This is a genomic window from Mesorhizobium sp. M0998 (assembly GCF_040318885.1).
Classification (GTDB): domain Bacteria; phylum Pseudomonadota; class Alphaproteobacteria; order Rhizobiales; family Rhizobiaceae; genus Mesorhizobium.
Genome location: NZ_JAMYND010000008.1, coordinates 49278 through 63677, shown reverse-complemented (window position 1 = coordinate 63677; position 14400 = coordinate 49278). Strand labels below are relative to the sequence as shown.

Here is a 14400-nt window from a genome sequence, read left to right as displayed (position 1 = left end):
TTTAGAGCGGCGTTTCGAGCCCTGCCGGCATCCATTGGTGACGCCGCGGAAGCAGGGAAACTACAGTTCAGGTAAACAAGGTGTATCACAGCGCTGAATTATTCGGCGGCTTGAAGTTGCGGCCGCAGCGGCGCCGTCGAGAGGCGGTCGAGCAGACGCTGGCGTTCGCCGGCGGCTTTTTCGGCACTGGCCTGCTTGACGTGGCCAAAGCCGCGGATGAGCGCCGGTACCGAAACAAGCGCGGCAGCAACCTCGATCTTGCCCGGCGCCAGCGCGCCGGCGACAAGTTCCAGGTCGGCTTCATAGAGGGCAAGAAGCTGCCGCTCCATACGCCTCTCGGCGCTGTAGCCGAACAGGTCGAAAGCGGTGCCGCGCAGGCCCTTCATCGCCGCCAGCAGGCGGAACCCGTTCATCATCCACGGGCCAAAGCTCGATTTCTTCGGCTTCCCGTCACTGCCGCGCCTGCCCATGATCGGCGGTGCGAGATGGAATTCAAGCTTGCCGTAGCTCTGGAACTGCTTTGCGAGCTCTGCGGCAAAGGAGCCGTCCGTATAAAGCCGCGCCACCTCGTATTCGTCCTTGATCGCCATCAGCTTGAACAGGTTCTTTGCGGCAGCCTCGGTCACCACGGTCGACCCGGGCACAGCATTGGTTTCGGCCTTGCGCAGCGCCGCCAGTCTGTCGGCATAGCGCTTGCCATAGGCGGCGTTCTGGTAGGCGGTCAGGAAGCCGACGCGGCGAGCAATGATATCGTCCAGCGTCTCGGCAATGGCGACATGCTGCGTGGCCTTGCCCGGCTGGGCGAGAAGGCTGCGGACGAAATCCGGCTGGTGGGCGGCGCGGCGGCCCCAGCGAAATGCCGCGACATTCATCGCTACCGCCTCGCCGTTGAGCTCGATCGCCTTCTCGACCGCCTCCGCCGACAGCGGCAAGCCGCCATGCTGGAAGGCGAATCCGAGCATGAACATGTTGGCACCAAGCGAGCTGCCGAACAGGGCAGTGGCGGTGCGGGTAGCATCGAAGAAATGCGTCCTGTCGTCGCCCGCGGCCGTTCTTATCGCCTTCTTCAGCCGCTCGACGGGCAGCGAGAAATCGGCCGAACGGGCGAACTCGCCCGGCATGATCTCGGCAGTGTTGGCGAGGAAGATGGTATGGCCTTCGCGCACCGCGGCCAACACCTTCTTGGCACCTGAAACGACGAGATCGCAGCCGAGCACGAGATCGGCCTTGCCGGCCGATACCCGAATGGCGTGGATGTCGTCCGGCGTGCGGGCGATGCGGACATGGGTGAACACCGAGCCGCCCTTCTGGGCGAGGCCGGCCATGTCGATCATGCCGCAGCCCTTGCCTTCCAGGTGCGCGGCCATGCCCAGCACCGCGCCTATTGTGACGACGCCGGTGCCGCCGACACCGTCGATGATCGCCGCCCAGCCTTGTTCACCGAGCGTAAATTGCGCCGGCGCCGGCACCCCCGCGAGCGGGTCGGCCGCACCGGCTATGCCTTCGGCTTTCCTGATTTTGGCGCCGTGAACGGTGACGAAGGAGGGGCAGAAACCGTTGACGCAAGAGAAGTCCTTGTTGCAGCTCGACTGGTCGATCTTGCGCTTGCGACCGAATTCGGTCTCGACCGGCTGGATCGAGACGCAATTCGACTGCACGCCGCAATCGCCGCAGCCTTCGCAGACCAGCTCGTTGATGAAGATACGCTTGTCCGGATCGGGGAACGTGCCGCGCTTGCGGCGGCGACGCTTCTCGGCGGCGCAGGTCTGGTCGTAGAGCAGCACCGAGACGCCTTTGACCGAACGCAACTCGCGCTGGACGAGATCGAGGTCGTCGCGGTGATGGATGGTGGCGCCGGCGGGAAATTCCACCTTGCCGGTATATTTGTCCGGCTCGTCGGTGACGATGGCGATGCGCTCCACGCCCTCGGCGCGCACCTGTCTTGCGATCATGTCCACCGTCAGGCCGCCCTCGTGCGGCTGCCCGCCGGTCATCGCGACGGCGTCATTGTAGAGGATCTTGTAGGTGATGTTGGCGTCGGTCGACAGCGCGAAGCGTATCGCCAGCACACCCGAGTGGTTGTAAGTGCCATCGCCCAGATTCTGGAAGATGTGCTCGCGCTTCGAGAACGGCGCCTGGCCGACCCACTGCGCGCCCTCGCCGCCCATGGCGGTGAAGCCGACGGTGTTGCGGTCCATCCACAGCGCCATGAAATGACAGCCGATTCCGGCGGCGGCGAGCGAGCCGTCCGGCACCTTGGTCGAGGAATTGTGTGGGCAGCCGGAGCAGAAGAAGGGCGTGCGCGAGGCGATGTCTGACGTGTCGGCCAGCATCGCCTGGAAATGGCGCAACTTCGCCACCCGCGCGGCGATTTCTTCCGACGGGCCGATCGTTCGCAAAATCCTCTCGCCGAGCGCGATGGCAATATCGTTGGGGTCGAGTGCGCCCTTGGCCGGGAACAGCCAGTCGCCGCGCTCGTCCTTCTTGCCGACGATGATCGGCTGCGTCGCGGTGCCGTAAAGGTTCTCGCGCAGTTGCACCTCGATCAGCGAGCGTTTCTCCTCGACGACGACGATGGTATCGAGGCCGCGAGCAAAGTCGGCGATGTGCTGCAGGTCGAGCGGCCACGGGCAGCCGACCTTGAACAGCCTGATACCGATGCGACTGGCGGCCGCTTCGTCGATGCCGATATCCTCCAGCGCCTGGCGAACATCGAGATAACTCTTGCCGATGGTGACGATGCCAAGCTTGGCGCTGCTGCCGCCCGAATAGACGATCCGGTTCAGCCCATTGGCGTGGATGAAGGCCGAAGCGGCGGCGCGCTTGTGTTCATGCAGCCGCTCCTCCTGGCCGAGCATGTCGATCTCGTTACGGATATTGAGGCCGCCGGGCGGCATGTCGAAGTCCGGCACGATGATGTTCAGCCGTTCGAGCGCGGCATCGACCGAGGCCGTCGATTCGATGTTGTCCTTGACGCATTTGATCGCCGCCCAGGTGCCGGCAAAACGCGACATGGCAAAGCCGTAGAGGCCGTAGTCGATGATCTCCTGGACGCCGGCCGGATTAAGGATCGGCACCATGGTGTCGACGAACAGGAACTCGGTGGCATGCGCGTTGGTCGAGGATTCGGCCATGTGGTCGTCACCCATCAGAGCCAGCACGCCGCCATGTTTTGACGACCCGGCGAGATTGGCGTGGCGGAACACGTCGCCGGAGCGGTCGACGCCCGGACCCTTGCCATACCAGACCGAAAAAACGCCGTCATGGGTACCCTCGCCCAGCAATTCGGCCTGCTGCGAGCCCCAGCAGGCGGTGGCGGCGAGCTCCTCGTTGAGACCGGGCTGGAAGACGATGTCCGACTGCGCGAGCTGGTTCCTGGCCTTCCACAGCTGCATGTCGAGGCCGCCGAGCGGCGAGCCGCGATAGCCGGAGACGAAACCGGCGGTGTTCAGGCCAGCCCGGCGGTCGCGCTCGCGCTGCATCAGAAGCATGCGGATGACTGCCTGGGCACCCGACAGGAAGATCCGCTCCTTTACCAGGTCGAACTTGTCGTCGAGCGCGACATTGTGCAGCGTCATCAGGCATTTCCTGTGCGGAGGCCGCGCCTGGAGGTGCGCGGCCAACGTCGGAGTCGAGTGCCCACAGTCTTTCTTCCCTTGCCGGGGAGGTCAAACAAAATCGAAGGTGCCAGGCGGTCCGCAACAAACGATCCGTGCGCGGCCGTGTGGCGCCACGAAACGCCTGTCGGGGAGGATGGCCGAGCATGAAAAATTCCGGCGGCGGTCAGTGCCGCTGGTGATGCATCATGCAGCCTTTGGGCAACTGGGCTTCGGTTCACCGGGCAGCTTGCCGTCGACATGGCCGGCCAGGTCCTTGTTGAGCTCGTAGATTGGCCCGACCACCAGAGGCCGGTCGGGCAGGACCGACTGGTCGAGTGAGGACGTCAGAGTGGTCGCGAAACTCTGCAGCAACTTGCCGCTGGAATCCTCGATGCGGATCGACACCGCATAGGGCTTGTCCTTGACAACGCAGGTAAGCGGCGGGCTGGTGAGCGTCACATGCGGCAGCTTCGGCCATATTTTCTGGGTGACGATGATCGGATCACCGCCGGCCGGGTTCTGGAAGGAGACCACAGCGACCTGCCCCTCACCCACCGGCCGCAGCGGATTGAGAGTGATGACATAGGTGGCGATACCCAGCCGGTAGTTGAACTCGAACAGCTTCCCGGAAATGGCGAACAACTGGTCCTTGCCGGAATCACGGCAGGCGCCGAGCGCGGCCGCCGCGAACAACGCCGCGACGACAATCATCGCGCGTGAGAATCTTCTAGACATTGGTGACCTCCCTGGCCGCGGTCCGGCGGCGATAGTGTCGGTTTGCCTTCTGGCGGTTGCCGCACACCGCCATGTCGCACCAGAGGCGGCTGGAATTCCGGCTTTTGTCGACAAACAGCCAGCTGCAGTTCGGACATATCCTCAGCCTGGCAATGGTGTCGCTACGCAGCAGCGACAACGCCGAGACCGCAAGCGCGGCCTCGAAGGCAATCGGCGTCGCCGGATCACCGAACGGTTTTCCAGGCGTGCCGATTTCGGTGCGGCTATGAGCGAGGCCATCGGCGCAGGCTTCCAAGAATTTCGGCATATCGCCGGTCGCGATCGCACCTTTCGATACCGCGCCGCGAAACAGCCGATCGGTCGTCTCCCGGATCGACAGCACCACCGGTGCGATCTTTTCAGGCGCCGGCGCTACGAGCCGCCTGCCACCGAGCTCGGCGGCGCGAAAGGCACTCGCGGCTTCGGCAAAGCGGGCGATCTCGGCCGGATCGTCGAAACGGTCGAAAGTTTTCTCCGGATCGTTCCGCAAAACGACGGTGTTCGCCGTATCGAGCGCCAGCATGCCACCGGTAAAGCGGTGCGGAGTCCAGGATACTGTCATATGGCGAATCTAACTGATAACTCGCGTTTGACAAGTTAGATTCCGGGTGCAACGCTTGTCACTGAGGCGATCGCCGTACTGAGAATATCGTTCGTCCCAAACCTCTGCCCCGATTGCGGGGCATGCATAGAGGGTCTTGCATGCTCTATTTCTTCCAGCAGGTTCTGAACGGGCTGCATTCGGGCGCGCTCTACGCATTGCTTGCATTCGGCTACGTGCTGACCAACGGCATCCTGCACCGTACCAATCTTGCCTATGGCGCGCTGTTCGCCTTTTGCGGGCATACGATGATCCTCACTGCGGCGTTCGGCTATCAGGCGCTGTGGTTAACGCTGTTTGCATCGGTCGCGCTCGGCGTAGCTGCGGCATTCCTTTATGCGGCGCTGCTCAGCCATGTCCTGTCGCGAAGTATCTTCGAACCGCTGGCCGACCGCTCGCCCAACGCCATCGTGGTGACGACGCTCGGCATATTGCTGGTCTTGTCGGAAGCCAGCCGCATCGCCGCCGATACCCATGACCTATGGTTGCCGCCAATGCTGGCCCAGACCATCGTCTTCGCGCAGAATGCCAGCTTCAAGGCGACGTTGACGCTGATCCAATTGCTCGATTGCGCCGCCGTACTGGCGGCCATAGCGCTGGCTGCCTGGGGCTTCGCATATTCGAGCTTCGGCCGGAGCTGGCGCGCCGTATCCGACGATCCCAAGGCGGCTGCGATGTGCGGCGTCGATGTTCGTGCGGTGTTTCGGCACGCGGTGCTTTTCGGCGGCCTTTGCGCGGCACTGGCCGGCGTGCTCGCCGCCTTCTACTACGGTAACATCAGCTTCGGCACAGGGTTGGTCTACGGGTTGAAGATCCTGTTCGTGACCGCAGTGGGCGGCTATCTCTCGCCTTTGCGGGCGGCACTGGGTGCCGCCGCTTTCGGCATGGCCGAATCGCTATGGGCCGGCTATTTCCCGCTCGAATGGCGGGACGGCTGGATGTACCTGTTCCTCGTCGCCATGCTTGTGCTGATCGGCGCCGGCCGCGACCAACAGAAGATCGCCTGAGCCGCACCCGACTTTGCTTGGATGAAAGCGCCGCATGTCCTTGGACATGCAAAAGGACGCGGCAGCATTTTGCCGCCCGTCATCTCACAACTGTGTTTATGCGGGCTATCCCGTGTTGACCAGCCGGACCACGCACTGCATACCGTTGGTCCACAGCGACACGACGGACAGGGAACCGCCGCGCTCTGACACAAGGGAGGAATGCATGGCAGGGCTTCTCGCTCTTTCCAGAACCATTGACCGTTTGAACGAATTCATCGGCAAATGGGTTTCGTGGCTGATCCTGCTGGCGATCCTGGTAAGCGCCGCCAACGCCGTCATCCGCAAGGTGTTCGACATGTCCTCGAACGCCTGGCTGGAATTGCAATGGTATCTGTTCGGCGCCGCCTTCATGCTGGCCGCCGCCTACACGCTGAAGCAGAACGACCATATCCGCATCGATATCGTCTACGGCATGTTCTCGCGCCGCGTGCAGCACTGGATCGACCTTTTCGGTCACGTCTTCTTCCTGATGCCGTTCGTGACGTTGATGGTGGTCTATTTCGTTCCCTATGTGTCGCTGTCGTATCGCAGCGGGGAGATGTCGAACAATTCCGGCGGGCTGATCATCTGGCCGGCGAAGGCGATTTTGCTGGTCGGCTTTTTTCTGCTCGCGCTGCAGGGCATTTCCGAAATCATCAAGAAAATCGCCATCATGCGCGGTCAGATGGACGATCCCACTCCGTTCATATCGGCGCATGAGCAGGCCGAACTCGAAGCCAAGGCGCTCGCCGAAGAGGTGCGCTCGTGATCGAGTTCATCGCCCAGAACATGGCGCCGATCATGTTCGCCTCGCTGGTCGTCTTCCTGCTGATCGGCTATCCCGTCGCCTTCTCGCTCGCCGCCAACGGCCTGATGTTCTTCTTCATCGGCGTGCTTCTGTCGCCCTATTCGGGCGGCTCGATCAATCTCGCCTGGCCGTTGCTGCACGCGTTGCCGGATAATTTCTATGGCAGCCGGGTGATGTCGAACGATACGCTGCTGGCGATCCCGTTCTTCACCTTCATGGGCATCGTGCTCGAACGATCCGGCATGGCCGAAGACCTGCTCGACACGATCGGCCAGCTGTTCGGACCGGTCCGTGGTGGCCTTGCCTATGCCGTGATTTTCGTCGGCGCGCTGCTTGCCGCGACGACCGGCGTGGTGGCGGCTTCCGTCATTGCCATGGGTCTGATTTCGCTGCCGATCATGCTGCGCTACGGCTACGACCGGCGGCTGGCATCCGGCGTCATTGCCGCGTCCGGGACGCTCGCCCAGATCATCCCGCCGTCACTGGTGCTGATCGTCCTGGCCGACCAGCTCGGCCGCTCGGTCGGCGATATGTACAAGGGGGCGCTGATCCCCGGGCTCATTTTGACCGGCATCTACATGCTCTACATCCTGCTCATGTCGATCTTTCGGCCGAAGTCGATGCCGGCACTGCCGCTTGAGGCCCGCACGCTCGGCCACGGTGTGCTGTCGCTGCTGGCGGCGCTGCTGGCGGCGGTGGTGGTTTCCTATGCGGCGTATCGCTACCTCGCGCCGAACCATGGCGGCAACGCCGATATTCTCGGCGCCACCATCGGCGTCATCTTCATCTATGTCGTGGCGATCGTCGACCAGCGCCTGAAGATCAACCTGATGTCCAGACTGGCACAGCAGGTGATCATCGTGCTGATCCCGCCGCTGGCGCTGATCTTCCTGGTGCTGGGCACCATCTTCCTTGGCATCGCCACGCCGACGGAAGGCGGCGCCATGGGCGCCGTCGGCGCGCTTGCAATGGCGGCGGTGAAGGGGCGGCTGTCGCTCGACGTGGTCAAGCAGGCGCTGGCCTCGACGACCAGGCTGTCGTCCTTCGTTCTGTTCATCCTGATCGGCGCGCGGGTGTTCTCGCTGACCTTCTACGGCGTCAATGGCCACATCTGGGTCGAGCACCTGTTGACGTCGCTGCCGGGCGGTGAAGTCGGTTTCCTGATTGGCGTCAACATCCTCGTCTTCGTGCTCGCCTTCTTCCTCGACTTTTTCGAGCTTGCCTTCATCATCGTGCCGCTTTTGGCGCCAGCGGCTGACAAACTCGGCATCGACCTGATCTGGTTTGGCGTGCTTTTGGGCGTCAACATGCAGACCTCCTTCATGCATCCGCCCTTCGGCTTCGCGCTGTTTTATCTGCGCTCGGTCGCCGCGCGCGTGCCCTATCTCGACCGACTCACCGGCAAGCAGATCGCGCCCGTCACCACAGGGCAGATCTATTGGGGCGCAGTGCCCTTCGTCTGCATCCAGGTGATCATGATCGGCCTGACCATCGCCTTCCCGCAGATGGTGATGCACTACAAAGGCACTGTCGTCGATCCTGGCACCATCAACTACCAGGTGCCGGAAACGCCTGGCATCGGCTTGTCGCCGCTTGGCACGCCGCCGGCCAACGGCGGCACTGCCCCGGCCTCACCTTCCCCACCGGATTTGTCGCAGCCGCCGAGCTTCGACGAAAAGCCGCCCGCGAAACCGGCGGCGCCGGCAATCGATCTGTCGCAACCACCGAGTTTCAACTGAGGAAGGCCCGGCAGCCATGAAGGCGGTTCGGTTGGAGCGAGTGGGCAGCCTCGCCGTGTGCGAGGTCGAGAAACCGACCGCCGGGCCGAACGATCTGCTGGTGCGCATCGAGGCGTGCGGCGTCTGCGGCACCGACAGGCATCTTTTCCATGGTGAATTCCCGTGCACGCCGCCGGTGACGCTCGGGCATGAATTCTCCGGCATCGTCGAGGCGGTCGGACCTGCCGTATCCGGCTTTTCCGTCGGCGACCGCGTCACCGGCGATCCCAACATTGCCTGTGGCCGATGCGAGCATTGTCAGGCCGGCCGGGTCAATCTCTGCGGCAATCTACGCGCCATCGGCATCCATCGCGATGGCGGCTTTGCCGAATATCTTGTCCTGCCCCAGAAACAGGCCTTCGTCTTGCCAGGCGATCTGAAGCCTACGCATGGTGCTTTCTGCGAGCCGCTCGGCTGCTGCCTGCATGGCGTGGACCTTGCCGCGATCAAACCAGGCTCGTCGGTCGCGGTGCTCGGCGGCGGCGTGATCGGCCTGCTCACCGTTCAACTGGCAAAGCTCGCCGGTGCGACGACCATTATCTTGTCGACCCGTCAGGCCTCGCGGCGGGCTCTTGCCGAGCAATTTGGCGCAACGGCGACGCTCGATCCCAGCGCCTTCGATGTCATCGATGCGATCGTCGGCCGGTCGGGTTTGATGCCGGGCGGCGTCGACGTGGTGTTCGAATGCGCCGGCGTGAAAGACACTGTTGAGCAGGCGATGCGGCTGGCCAAAGCGGGCGGCACCGTCGTCGTCGTCGGCGTGATGCCGCAAGGCATGAAAGTGGCGTTCGAACCGTTCGATCTGCTGTTCCGTGAGTTGAAGGTCCTGGCTTCCTTCCTCAACCCCTTTACCCATCGCCGGGCCGCCAATCTTATCGCCTTGGGGACGATCGAAGTAGATCGGCTGATATCACGACAGGTCAGCCTCGACGAGGCGGTGGCGATCATTGCCAACCCGCCGGCGCCAGGCGAGGTCAAGGTCGTGGTGGTGCCCGACTGATCGCAAATGAATGCGCTACGGCGCCAGTGTTCCGAAAGGAACACTGGCGCCGCGAAGCAACAGGATCAGAGCTTGGCATTGCGCTGCTGGACCATCATGAAGGTGTCATAGTTGTACTCGGCCACCTGCGCCCAGAGATAATGCTCCTTGCGGAACGCCTTGATCGAATCCCAGATCTTCTTGAACGGCGCATTCGAGGCTTCCATCTCGGCATAGACTTCGTTGGCCTTTTCGAAACAGGCGGCCATGATCTCCTGGCTGAACGGGCTCAACTTGGCACCGCCGGCAACCAGCCGCTTAACCGCCGCCGGATTGAGATAGTCGTATTTCTGCAGCATGTTGGCGTCGGCCGCTTGAGCGGCAGTATGCACCAGCGACTTGTAAGCCGGCGAAAGTTCGTCGTATTTCGCCTTGTTGAACATCAGATGGACGGTCGGTCCACCTTCCCACCAGCCGGGATAGTAGTAATAGGGCGCAACCTTATAGAAGCCGAGCTTCTCGTCGTCGTAAGGGCCGACCCATTCGGCGGCGTCGATCGTGCCCTTTTCCAACGCCGGATAAATGTCGCCACCGGCGATCTGCTGCGGAACCACCCCGAGCCTTTGCACCACTTTGCCGGCAAAACCACCGATACGCATCTTGAGGCCGGAAAGGTCGGCGACCGTTTTGATCTCCTTGCGGAACCAGCCACCCATCTGCACGCCGGTATTGCCGCCCGGCAGCCCGAACAGACCTTGCGTCGCCAGGAACTCGTTGAACAGATCGATGCCGCCGCCATGATAGTGCCAGGCGTTGATGCCGCGCGCGTTGAGCGAAAACGGAACCGCCGCTCCCAGCGCCCACGTCGGGTCCTTGCCCCAGTAATAGTATGCCACGGTATGGCAGGCCTCGACCGTGCCGGCTGTGGTGGCATCGGCGGCCTGCAGGCCGGGAACGAGTTCGCCGGAGGCGAAGACCTGGACCTGGAAGTTGCCGTCGGTCGCCTCCGACAGCATCTTGGAAAACACTTCGGCGCCGCCATAGATCGTATCGAGCGACTTCGGGAAGGACGACGCCAGTCGCCAGGTCACTTTCGGATTGGACTGGGCGATGGCCGGCGCAGCAAGTGTCGCGGCAGCGGCCGCAGCGCCGAAACCGGTGGTGCCGGCCTTGCGGATGAACGAACGACGATCCATGAAGTTCCTCCCTTTTGGATCCACTGACCGACATTCGGGACACTTCGGCGCCCGGATCGGCTTCGAGCCGACAATACACAGGCAAGGAGTCGAGTCCAGCACGGCAGCCCGGTTTGAGTGGCGCATTTCGGGGAAATTCACGGCGTTGGGGCAGATCTTGCAACTATAGTCTAAGGTCGATTAACTGGCCTACGCGACACGCCGAAACTTGCCATGGAAATGCGCCTTCGGATCGCCTATTTTGCAGGCAGATAATTCGTTGCACCCGATGGGATCCGGACCAAATGCACCAGCCGCTCGTCGCCGTATCGACCGATGTCCGCCAGTTCGACAATTACACCTGGCATGCCGCGCCACAGCAATATCTCGAAGCGGCGCTTTCGGGTGCAGGCGTGTTCCCGCTGCTGGTACCGTCCTTCGGCGACCGGCTCGACTTCGACGAACTGCTTTCCGCCGTCGACGGCGTCATGGTCACCGGCTCCAAATCGAACGTTCATCCCTCGCTCTATGGCGGTGACGCCAGCGAAGCCAATGGTCCTTACGACTCCGCCCGCGACGCGACGACGTTGCCGCTGATCCGCCGGGCGGTGGAGCGCGGGGTGCCATTGCTCGCCATCTGCCGCGGCATCCAGGAGATGAATGTGGCGCTGGGTGGCACGTTGGCCACCGAAATCCAGGAACGCGCCGGTTCGCTCGATCATCGTGCGCCGGCAAGCGACAATCAGGACGAACGCTTCGCCATCCGCCAGAGCGTGGCGATAAAACCAGGCAGCTGCCTGGCCGGGGTCTTCGGCGCCGGCGATATCATGGTCAATTCGGTGCATCGCCAGGCCATCGACCGGCTTGGCCCAAAGCTGCAGGTCGAAGCGGTCGCCGCCGACGGCACTGTCGAGGCGGTTTCGGTGCGCGATGCACGGGCTTTCGCCGTCGGCGTCCAGTGGCATCCCGAATACTGGGTCAAATCGGACAGTATCTCGGTAAAGATATTTCGCGCATTCGGCGATGCGGTGCGGCTGCATCAGGCGGCGAAATCGGGTGCGCGCGCAGCCGCGGAATAGTCCTGCCGCGCTCGCTAGTTGCCGGCCGACGCCAGCGTCAGCAGCGGCAGCGCCGGCGCGTAGGATTCGTAACCATCGCCGTCGGCGACTGAGAACATGACGATCGGATCGCTGCCGTTGGCGCTGAAGGTGACCGTGCCGTCATCCTGCTCTCGCCAGAACTTCGCCTGCTCGACGCCGGGCAACACCCGGCGGCAATTTTCTGCGACCGTCAACAGCGACAGGCCTTGCGAAATCTCGGCGCCGCGGCTGACCGCACAAGACCCCTCGTCGCCATGGGCTACCAGCCTGTAGTTGCCGGATGAAGGCGGTGACTCACTGGCTGCACGGCTTTCACCGCTACCGGCGTAAAACAGCTGGGCGCTGCCGAACAGCACAGCGACTGCCATCAATGCAGGAAGCGTCTTCATCCTGGTTCTCCGCGCATTTCTAGCGCGCCGGTTCGAAGAGATCAGGGAGGCGCGCTTCATCTTGCTGTCATGTCCTGTCAGGCGGACATACACTGCGAAGGGACCAGAATGATTCCGAAGGGTTAAGCTGAAGTTAATAGATATGGCAGCCCGCTTACGGCCTTGCCTTGACATTTGCCGTCTCCGGCACCGGAGTCAGCGCCTTGCGCTGCGAAAACCACGAGACCAGATTGTCGACGCAAAGGTCGGCCATGGCGCGGCGCGTATGCTCGGACGCCGAGCCGACATGCGGCAAAAGCGAGGTGTTGGGCGCGGCAAGCAACGCCGCTGGCACATTCGGCTCGTCGGCAAAGACGTCTAGCCCGGCAGCGGCGATGCTGCCGCTGGCAAGCGCGGCGGCAAGGGCTGGTTCGTCGACCGTGCTGCCCCGGCCGATATTGACGAAGACGCCGTTCGGCCCCAGAGCCGAGAGGATTTCGGCATTGACGGCCTTTTCCGTCGAGGCCCCGCCGGGCGCCACCGAGATCAGTGTGTCGACCGCCTCGGCGAGACCTTTCAGCGTCGGGTGATAGTCATAGGACAGGCCTTCGACGCGGCGCCGGTTGTGATAGGCGATGGGCAGTCCGAAAGCATCGAGCCGCCGGGCAATGGCGAGGCCGATGCGGCCCATGCCGAAGATGCCGACATGGCGACCGCGCAAAGTCAGCCGGCTCAGCGGATAGTTGCCGTTGCTCAGCCAGCTTCCGTCGCGCAGCCAGGCCTCGGCGCGCGGCAGTTCGCGGACGGCATTGATCAACAGGCCGAGCGCCGTATCGGCGACCTCTTCGGTCAGCACATCCGGTGTGTTGGTGACAATGATGCCGCGCCGTGCGGCGTGGCGGATATCGACCGAATCATAGCCGACGCCGAAATTGGCGATAATCTCGAGCTTTGGCAGCGCGTCCATCAACGCGGCGCTTATGCCGCCAAAGGCGGCTATGCCGCGCACCGTATGACGCATCTCGTCGGTGACCAGCGACGGATCGGCGCGTTCGATCCGGACGCGGCTGAACGCCCCGTCGATGCGGCCGACCGCATGGTCGTTGAACTGGCCCGGCACCAGAATGGTAACATGTTGCTGTTCGGTTTTTGTCATGCACGTTCCACCGGTTTGCCGGTCGACTGGCGCACATGCAGTTCCGGCTTGATCAGTTCCTGCGACGGCCGCACCGTCTGTCCGTTGAGTTTGTCGAGCAGCGCGCTGGCGGCGCGGCGGCCAACCTCGCGCTGGCCGTTCCACACGGTAGTCAGCGCCGGCGTGGCGATCGCCGCTTCCTCGAGGTCGTCGTAGCCGGTAACCGAGATGTCGATGCCCGGCACCAGCCCGGCGCGGGCAATGCCATTCATCAGGCCGATGGCGACGAGGTCGTTCCAGCAGCAGGCCGCGGTCGGCCTGTCCTTCAGCGCCAGGAACTGCCCGGCCGCCTCGAAGCCGGCCTGCTTGGTGCGCGGGCCGGGGATGCGCCAGGACGGCCTGACCTCAAGCCCTGCCGCCTCCATGGCGTTGACATATCCCTGATAGCGGTCGCGGCCGGTCGACGTCTGGTCGGTACCGCCGATCATGGCGATGCGCTTGTGGCCAAGCGAGATCAGATGGTTGGTGGCAAGCCCGGTGCCATAGGCGTCGTCGCCGCGAAACACCGGCACGTCGGCACCTTCGACGGTGCGTGCAATCAGCACTGCCGGGAGACCGTTCTCCTCGGCCAAGATTATGTCTTCGGGCGGCGTGCCGATGGCCGGCGACATGATGACCCCGTCAGCGCCAAGCTGCAGAAGCGTGTCGATGAAAGTGCGTTGTTTCTCGAGCTGGTCGTAGTGGTTCGACAGGATGAAGGTTTGCCGGCTGCGGTCGAGCTCGCTCTCTATCGAACGCAATATCTCGGCAAAGAACGGGTTCATGATGTCGTGGACGACGACGCCGACTATGCCCGATCGCGAGGTGCGCAGGCTGGCGGCGCGGCGGTTGTAGATATAGCCGATGGCGCGTGCATGTTCCTTGATGCGATCGCGGGTGCCGCCGGCGACCAGCGGGCTGTCGCGCAAGGCCAGCGAGACCGTGGCCGTGGACACGCCGAGCGCATCCGCGATGGTCGAAAGCTTGATCTTCTGTGCCAGCGCCCTGCGCTCCCG

General features: G+C 63.2%; 12 protein-coding genes. 5 read left to right on the top strand and 7 right to left on the bottom strand.

All coding sequences use genetic code 11. From position 1 onward, the window contains the following. Window positions 1-98: 98 nt before the first annotated feature. From NKH59_RS10055 to NKH59_RS10045, 3 genes are all read right to left on the bottom strand, one after another. Window positions 99-3578: an indolepyruvate ferredoxin oxidoreductase family protein gene (locus NKH59_RS10055; RefSeq protein WP_353021677.1), complete on the bottom strand. Its 3480-nt coding sequence runs from the start codon at window positions 3576-3578 to the stop codon at window positions 99-101. A 225-nt stretch (window positions 3579-3803) separates the two neighbouring features. Next, the gene (locus NKH59_RS10050) at window positions 3804-4334 is read right to left on the bottom strand and encodes a hypothetical protein (RefSeq protein ID WP_353021675.1); all 531 of its coding nucleotides are present in this window, start codon (window positions 4332-4334) and stop codon (window positions 3804-3806) included. Beyond that, a complete protein-coding gene (locus tag NKH59_RS10045; RefSeq protein ID WP_352469881.1) occupies window positions 4327-4935 on the bottom strand; it encodes a CGNR zinc finger domain-containing protein in 609 nt (202 codons plus the stop codon). The genes NKH59_RS10050 and NKH59_RS10045 overlap by 8 nt, the downstream gene beginning before the upstream one ends. 140 nt (window positions 4936-5075) lie before the next feature. Between NKH59_RS10045 and NKH59_RS10040 the strand changes: the two genes are divergently transcribed. The 4 genes from NKH59_RS10040 to NKH59_RS10025 all read left to right on the top strand — a co-directional run bounded on the left by NKH59_RS10040 (window position 5076) and on the right by NKH59_RS10025 (window position 9588). Then, on the top strand, window positions 5076-5981 hold the full coding sequence (locus NKH59_RS10040) for a branched-chain amino acid ABC transporter permease (RefSeq protein ID WP_352469880.1): 906 nt from the start codon (window positions 5076-5078) through the stop codon (window positions 5979-5981). 205 nt (window positions 5982-6186) lie between these two features. Next, on the top strand, window positions 6187-6771 hold the full coding sequence (locus NKH59_RS10035; RefSeq protein WP_352452211.1) for a TRAP transporter small permease subunit: 585 nt from the start codon (window positions 6187-6189) through the stop codon (window positions 6769-6771). Then, window positions 6771-8549: a TRAP transporter large permease gene (locus tag NKH59_RS10030; protein ID WP_352470175.1), complete on the top strand. Its 1779-nt coding sequence runs from the start codon at window positions 6771-6773 to the stop codon at window positions 8547-8549. Before NKH59_RS10035 ends, NKH59_RS10030 begins: the two co-directional genes overlap by 1 nt. Before the next feature lie 16 nt (window positions 8550-8565). Then, window positions 8566-9588 carry a zinc-dependent alcohol dehydrogenase family protein gene (locus NKH59_RS10025; RefSeq protein ID WP_353021672.1) on the top strand — a complete coding sequence of 341 codons (1023 nt, stop codon included), beginning with the start codon at window positions 8566-8568 and terminating at the stop codon, window positions 9586-9588. Between the two features lie 65 nt (window positions 9589-9653). On the opposite strand, the gene NKH59_RS10020 is transcribed toward NKH59_RS10025, so the two are convergent. Further along, window positions 9654-10763, bottom strand: coding sequence for a TRAP transporter substrate-binding protein (locus tag NKH59_RS10020; RefSeq protein WP_352540376.1), 1110 nt, complete (start codon window positions 10761-10763; stop codon window positions 9654-9656). Between the two features lie 284 nt (window positions 10764-11047). Here NKH59_RS10020 and NKH59_RS10015 point away from each other — a divergent pair, with 284 nt between their 5' ends. Further along, complete coding sequence (locus NKH59_RS10015; RefSeq protein ID WP_352469877.1) at window positions 11048-11821, top strand: gamma-glutamyl-gamma-aminobutyrate hydrolase family protein; 774 nt, start codon at window positions 11048-11050, stop codon at window positions 11819-11821. Window positions 11822-11835: 14 nt separating this feature from the next. Here the strand turns inward: NKH59_RS10015 and NKH59_RS10010 are convergent, their stop codons facing one another. The 3 genes from NKH59_RS10010 to NKH59_RS10000 all read right to left on the bottom strand — a co-directional run bounded on the left by NKH59_RS10010 (window position 11836) and on the right by NKH59_RS10000 (window position 14385). Next, a complete protein-coding gene (locus tag NKH59_RS10010) occupies window positions 11836-12231 on the bottom strand; it encodes a hypothetical protein (protein ID WP_353021670.1) in 396 nt (131 codons plus the stop codon). A 154-nt stretch (window positions 12232-12385) separates the two neighbouring features. Next, window positions 12386-13366 (bottom strand): 2-hydroxyacid dehydrogenase, encoded by a 981-nt coding sequence (locus tag NKH59_RS10005; RefSeq protein WP_353021667.1) that lies wholly within the window; start codon window positions 13364-13366, stop codon window positions 12386-12388. Then, window positions 13363-14385: a LacI family DNA-binding transcriptional regulator gene (locus NKH59_RS10000; protein ID WP_352540495.1), complete on the bottom strand. Its 1023-nt coding sequence runs from the start codon at window positions 14383-14385 to the stop codon at window positions 13363-13365. The genes NKH59_RS10005 and NKH59_RS10000 overlap by 4 nt, the downstream gene beginning before the upstream one ends. Window positions 14386-14400 lie beyond the last annotated feature (15 nt).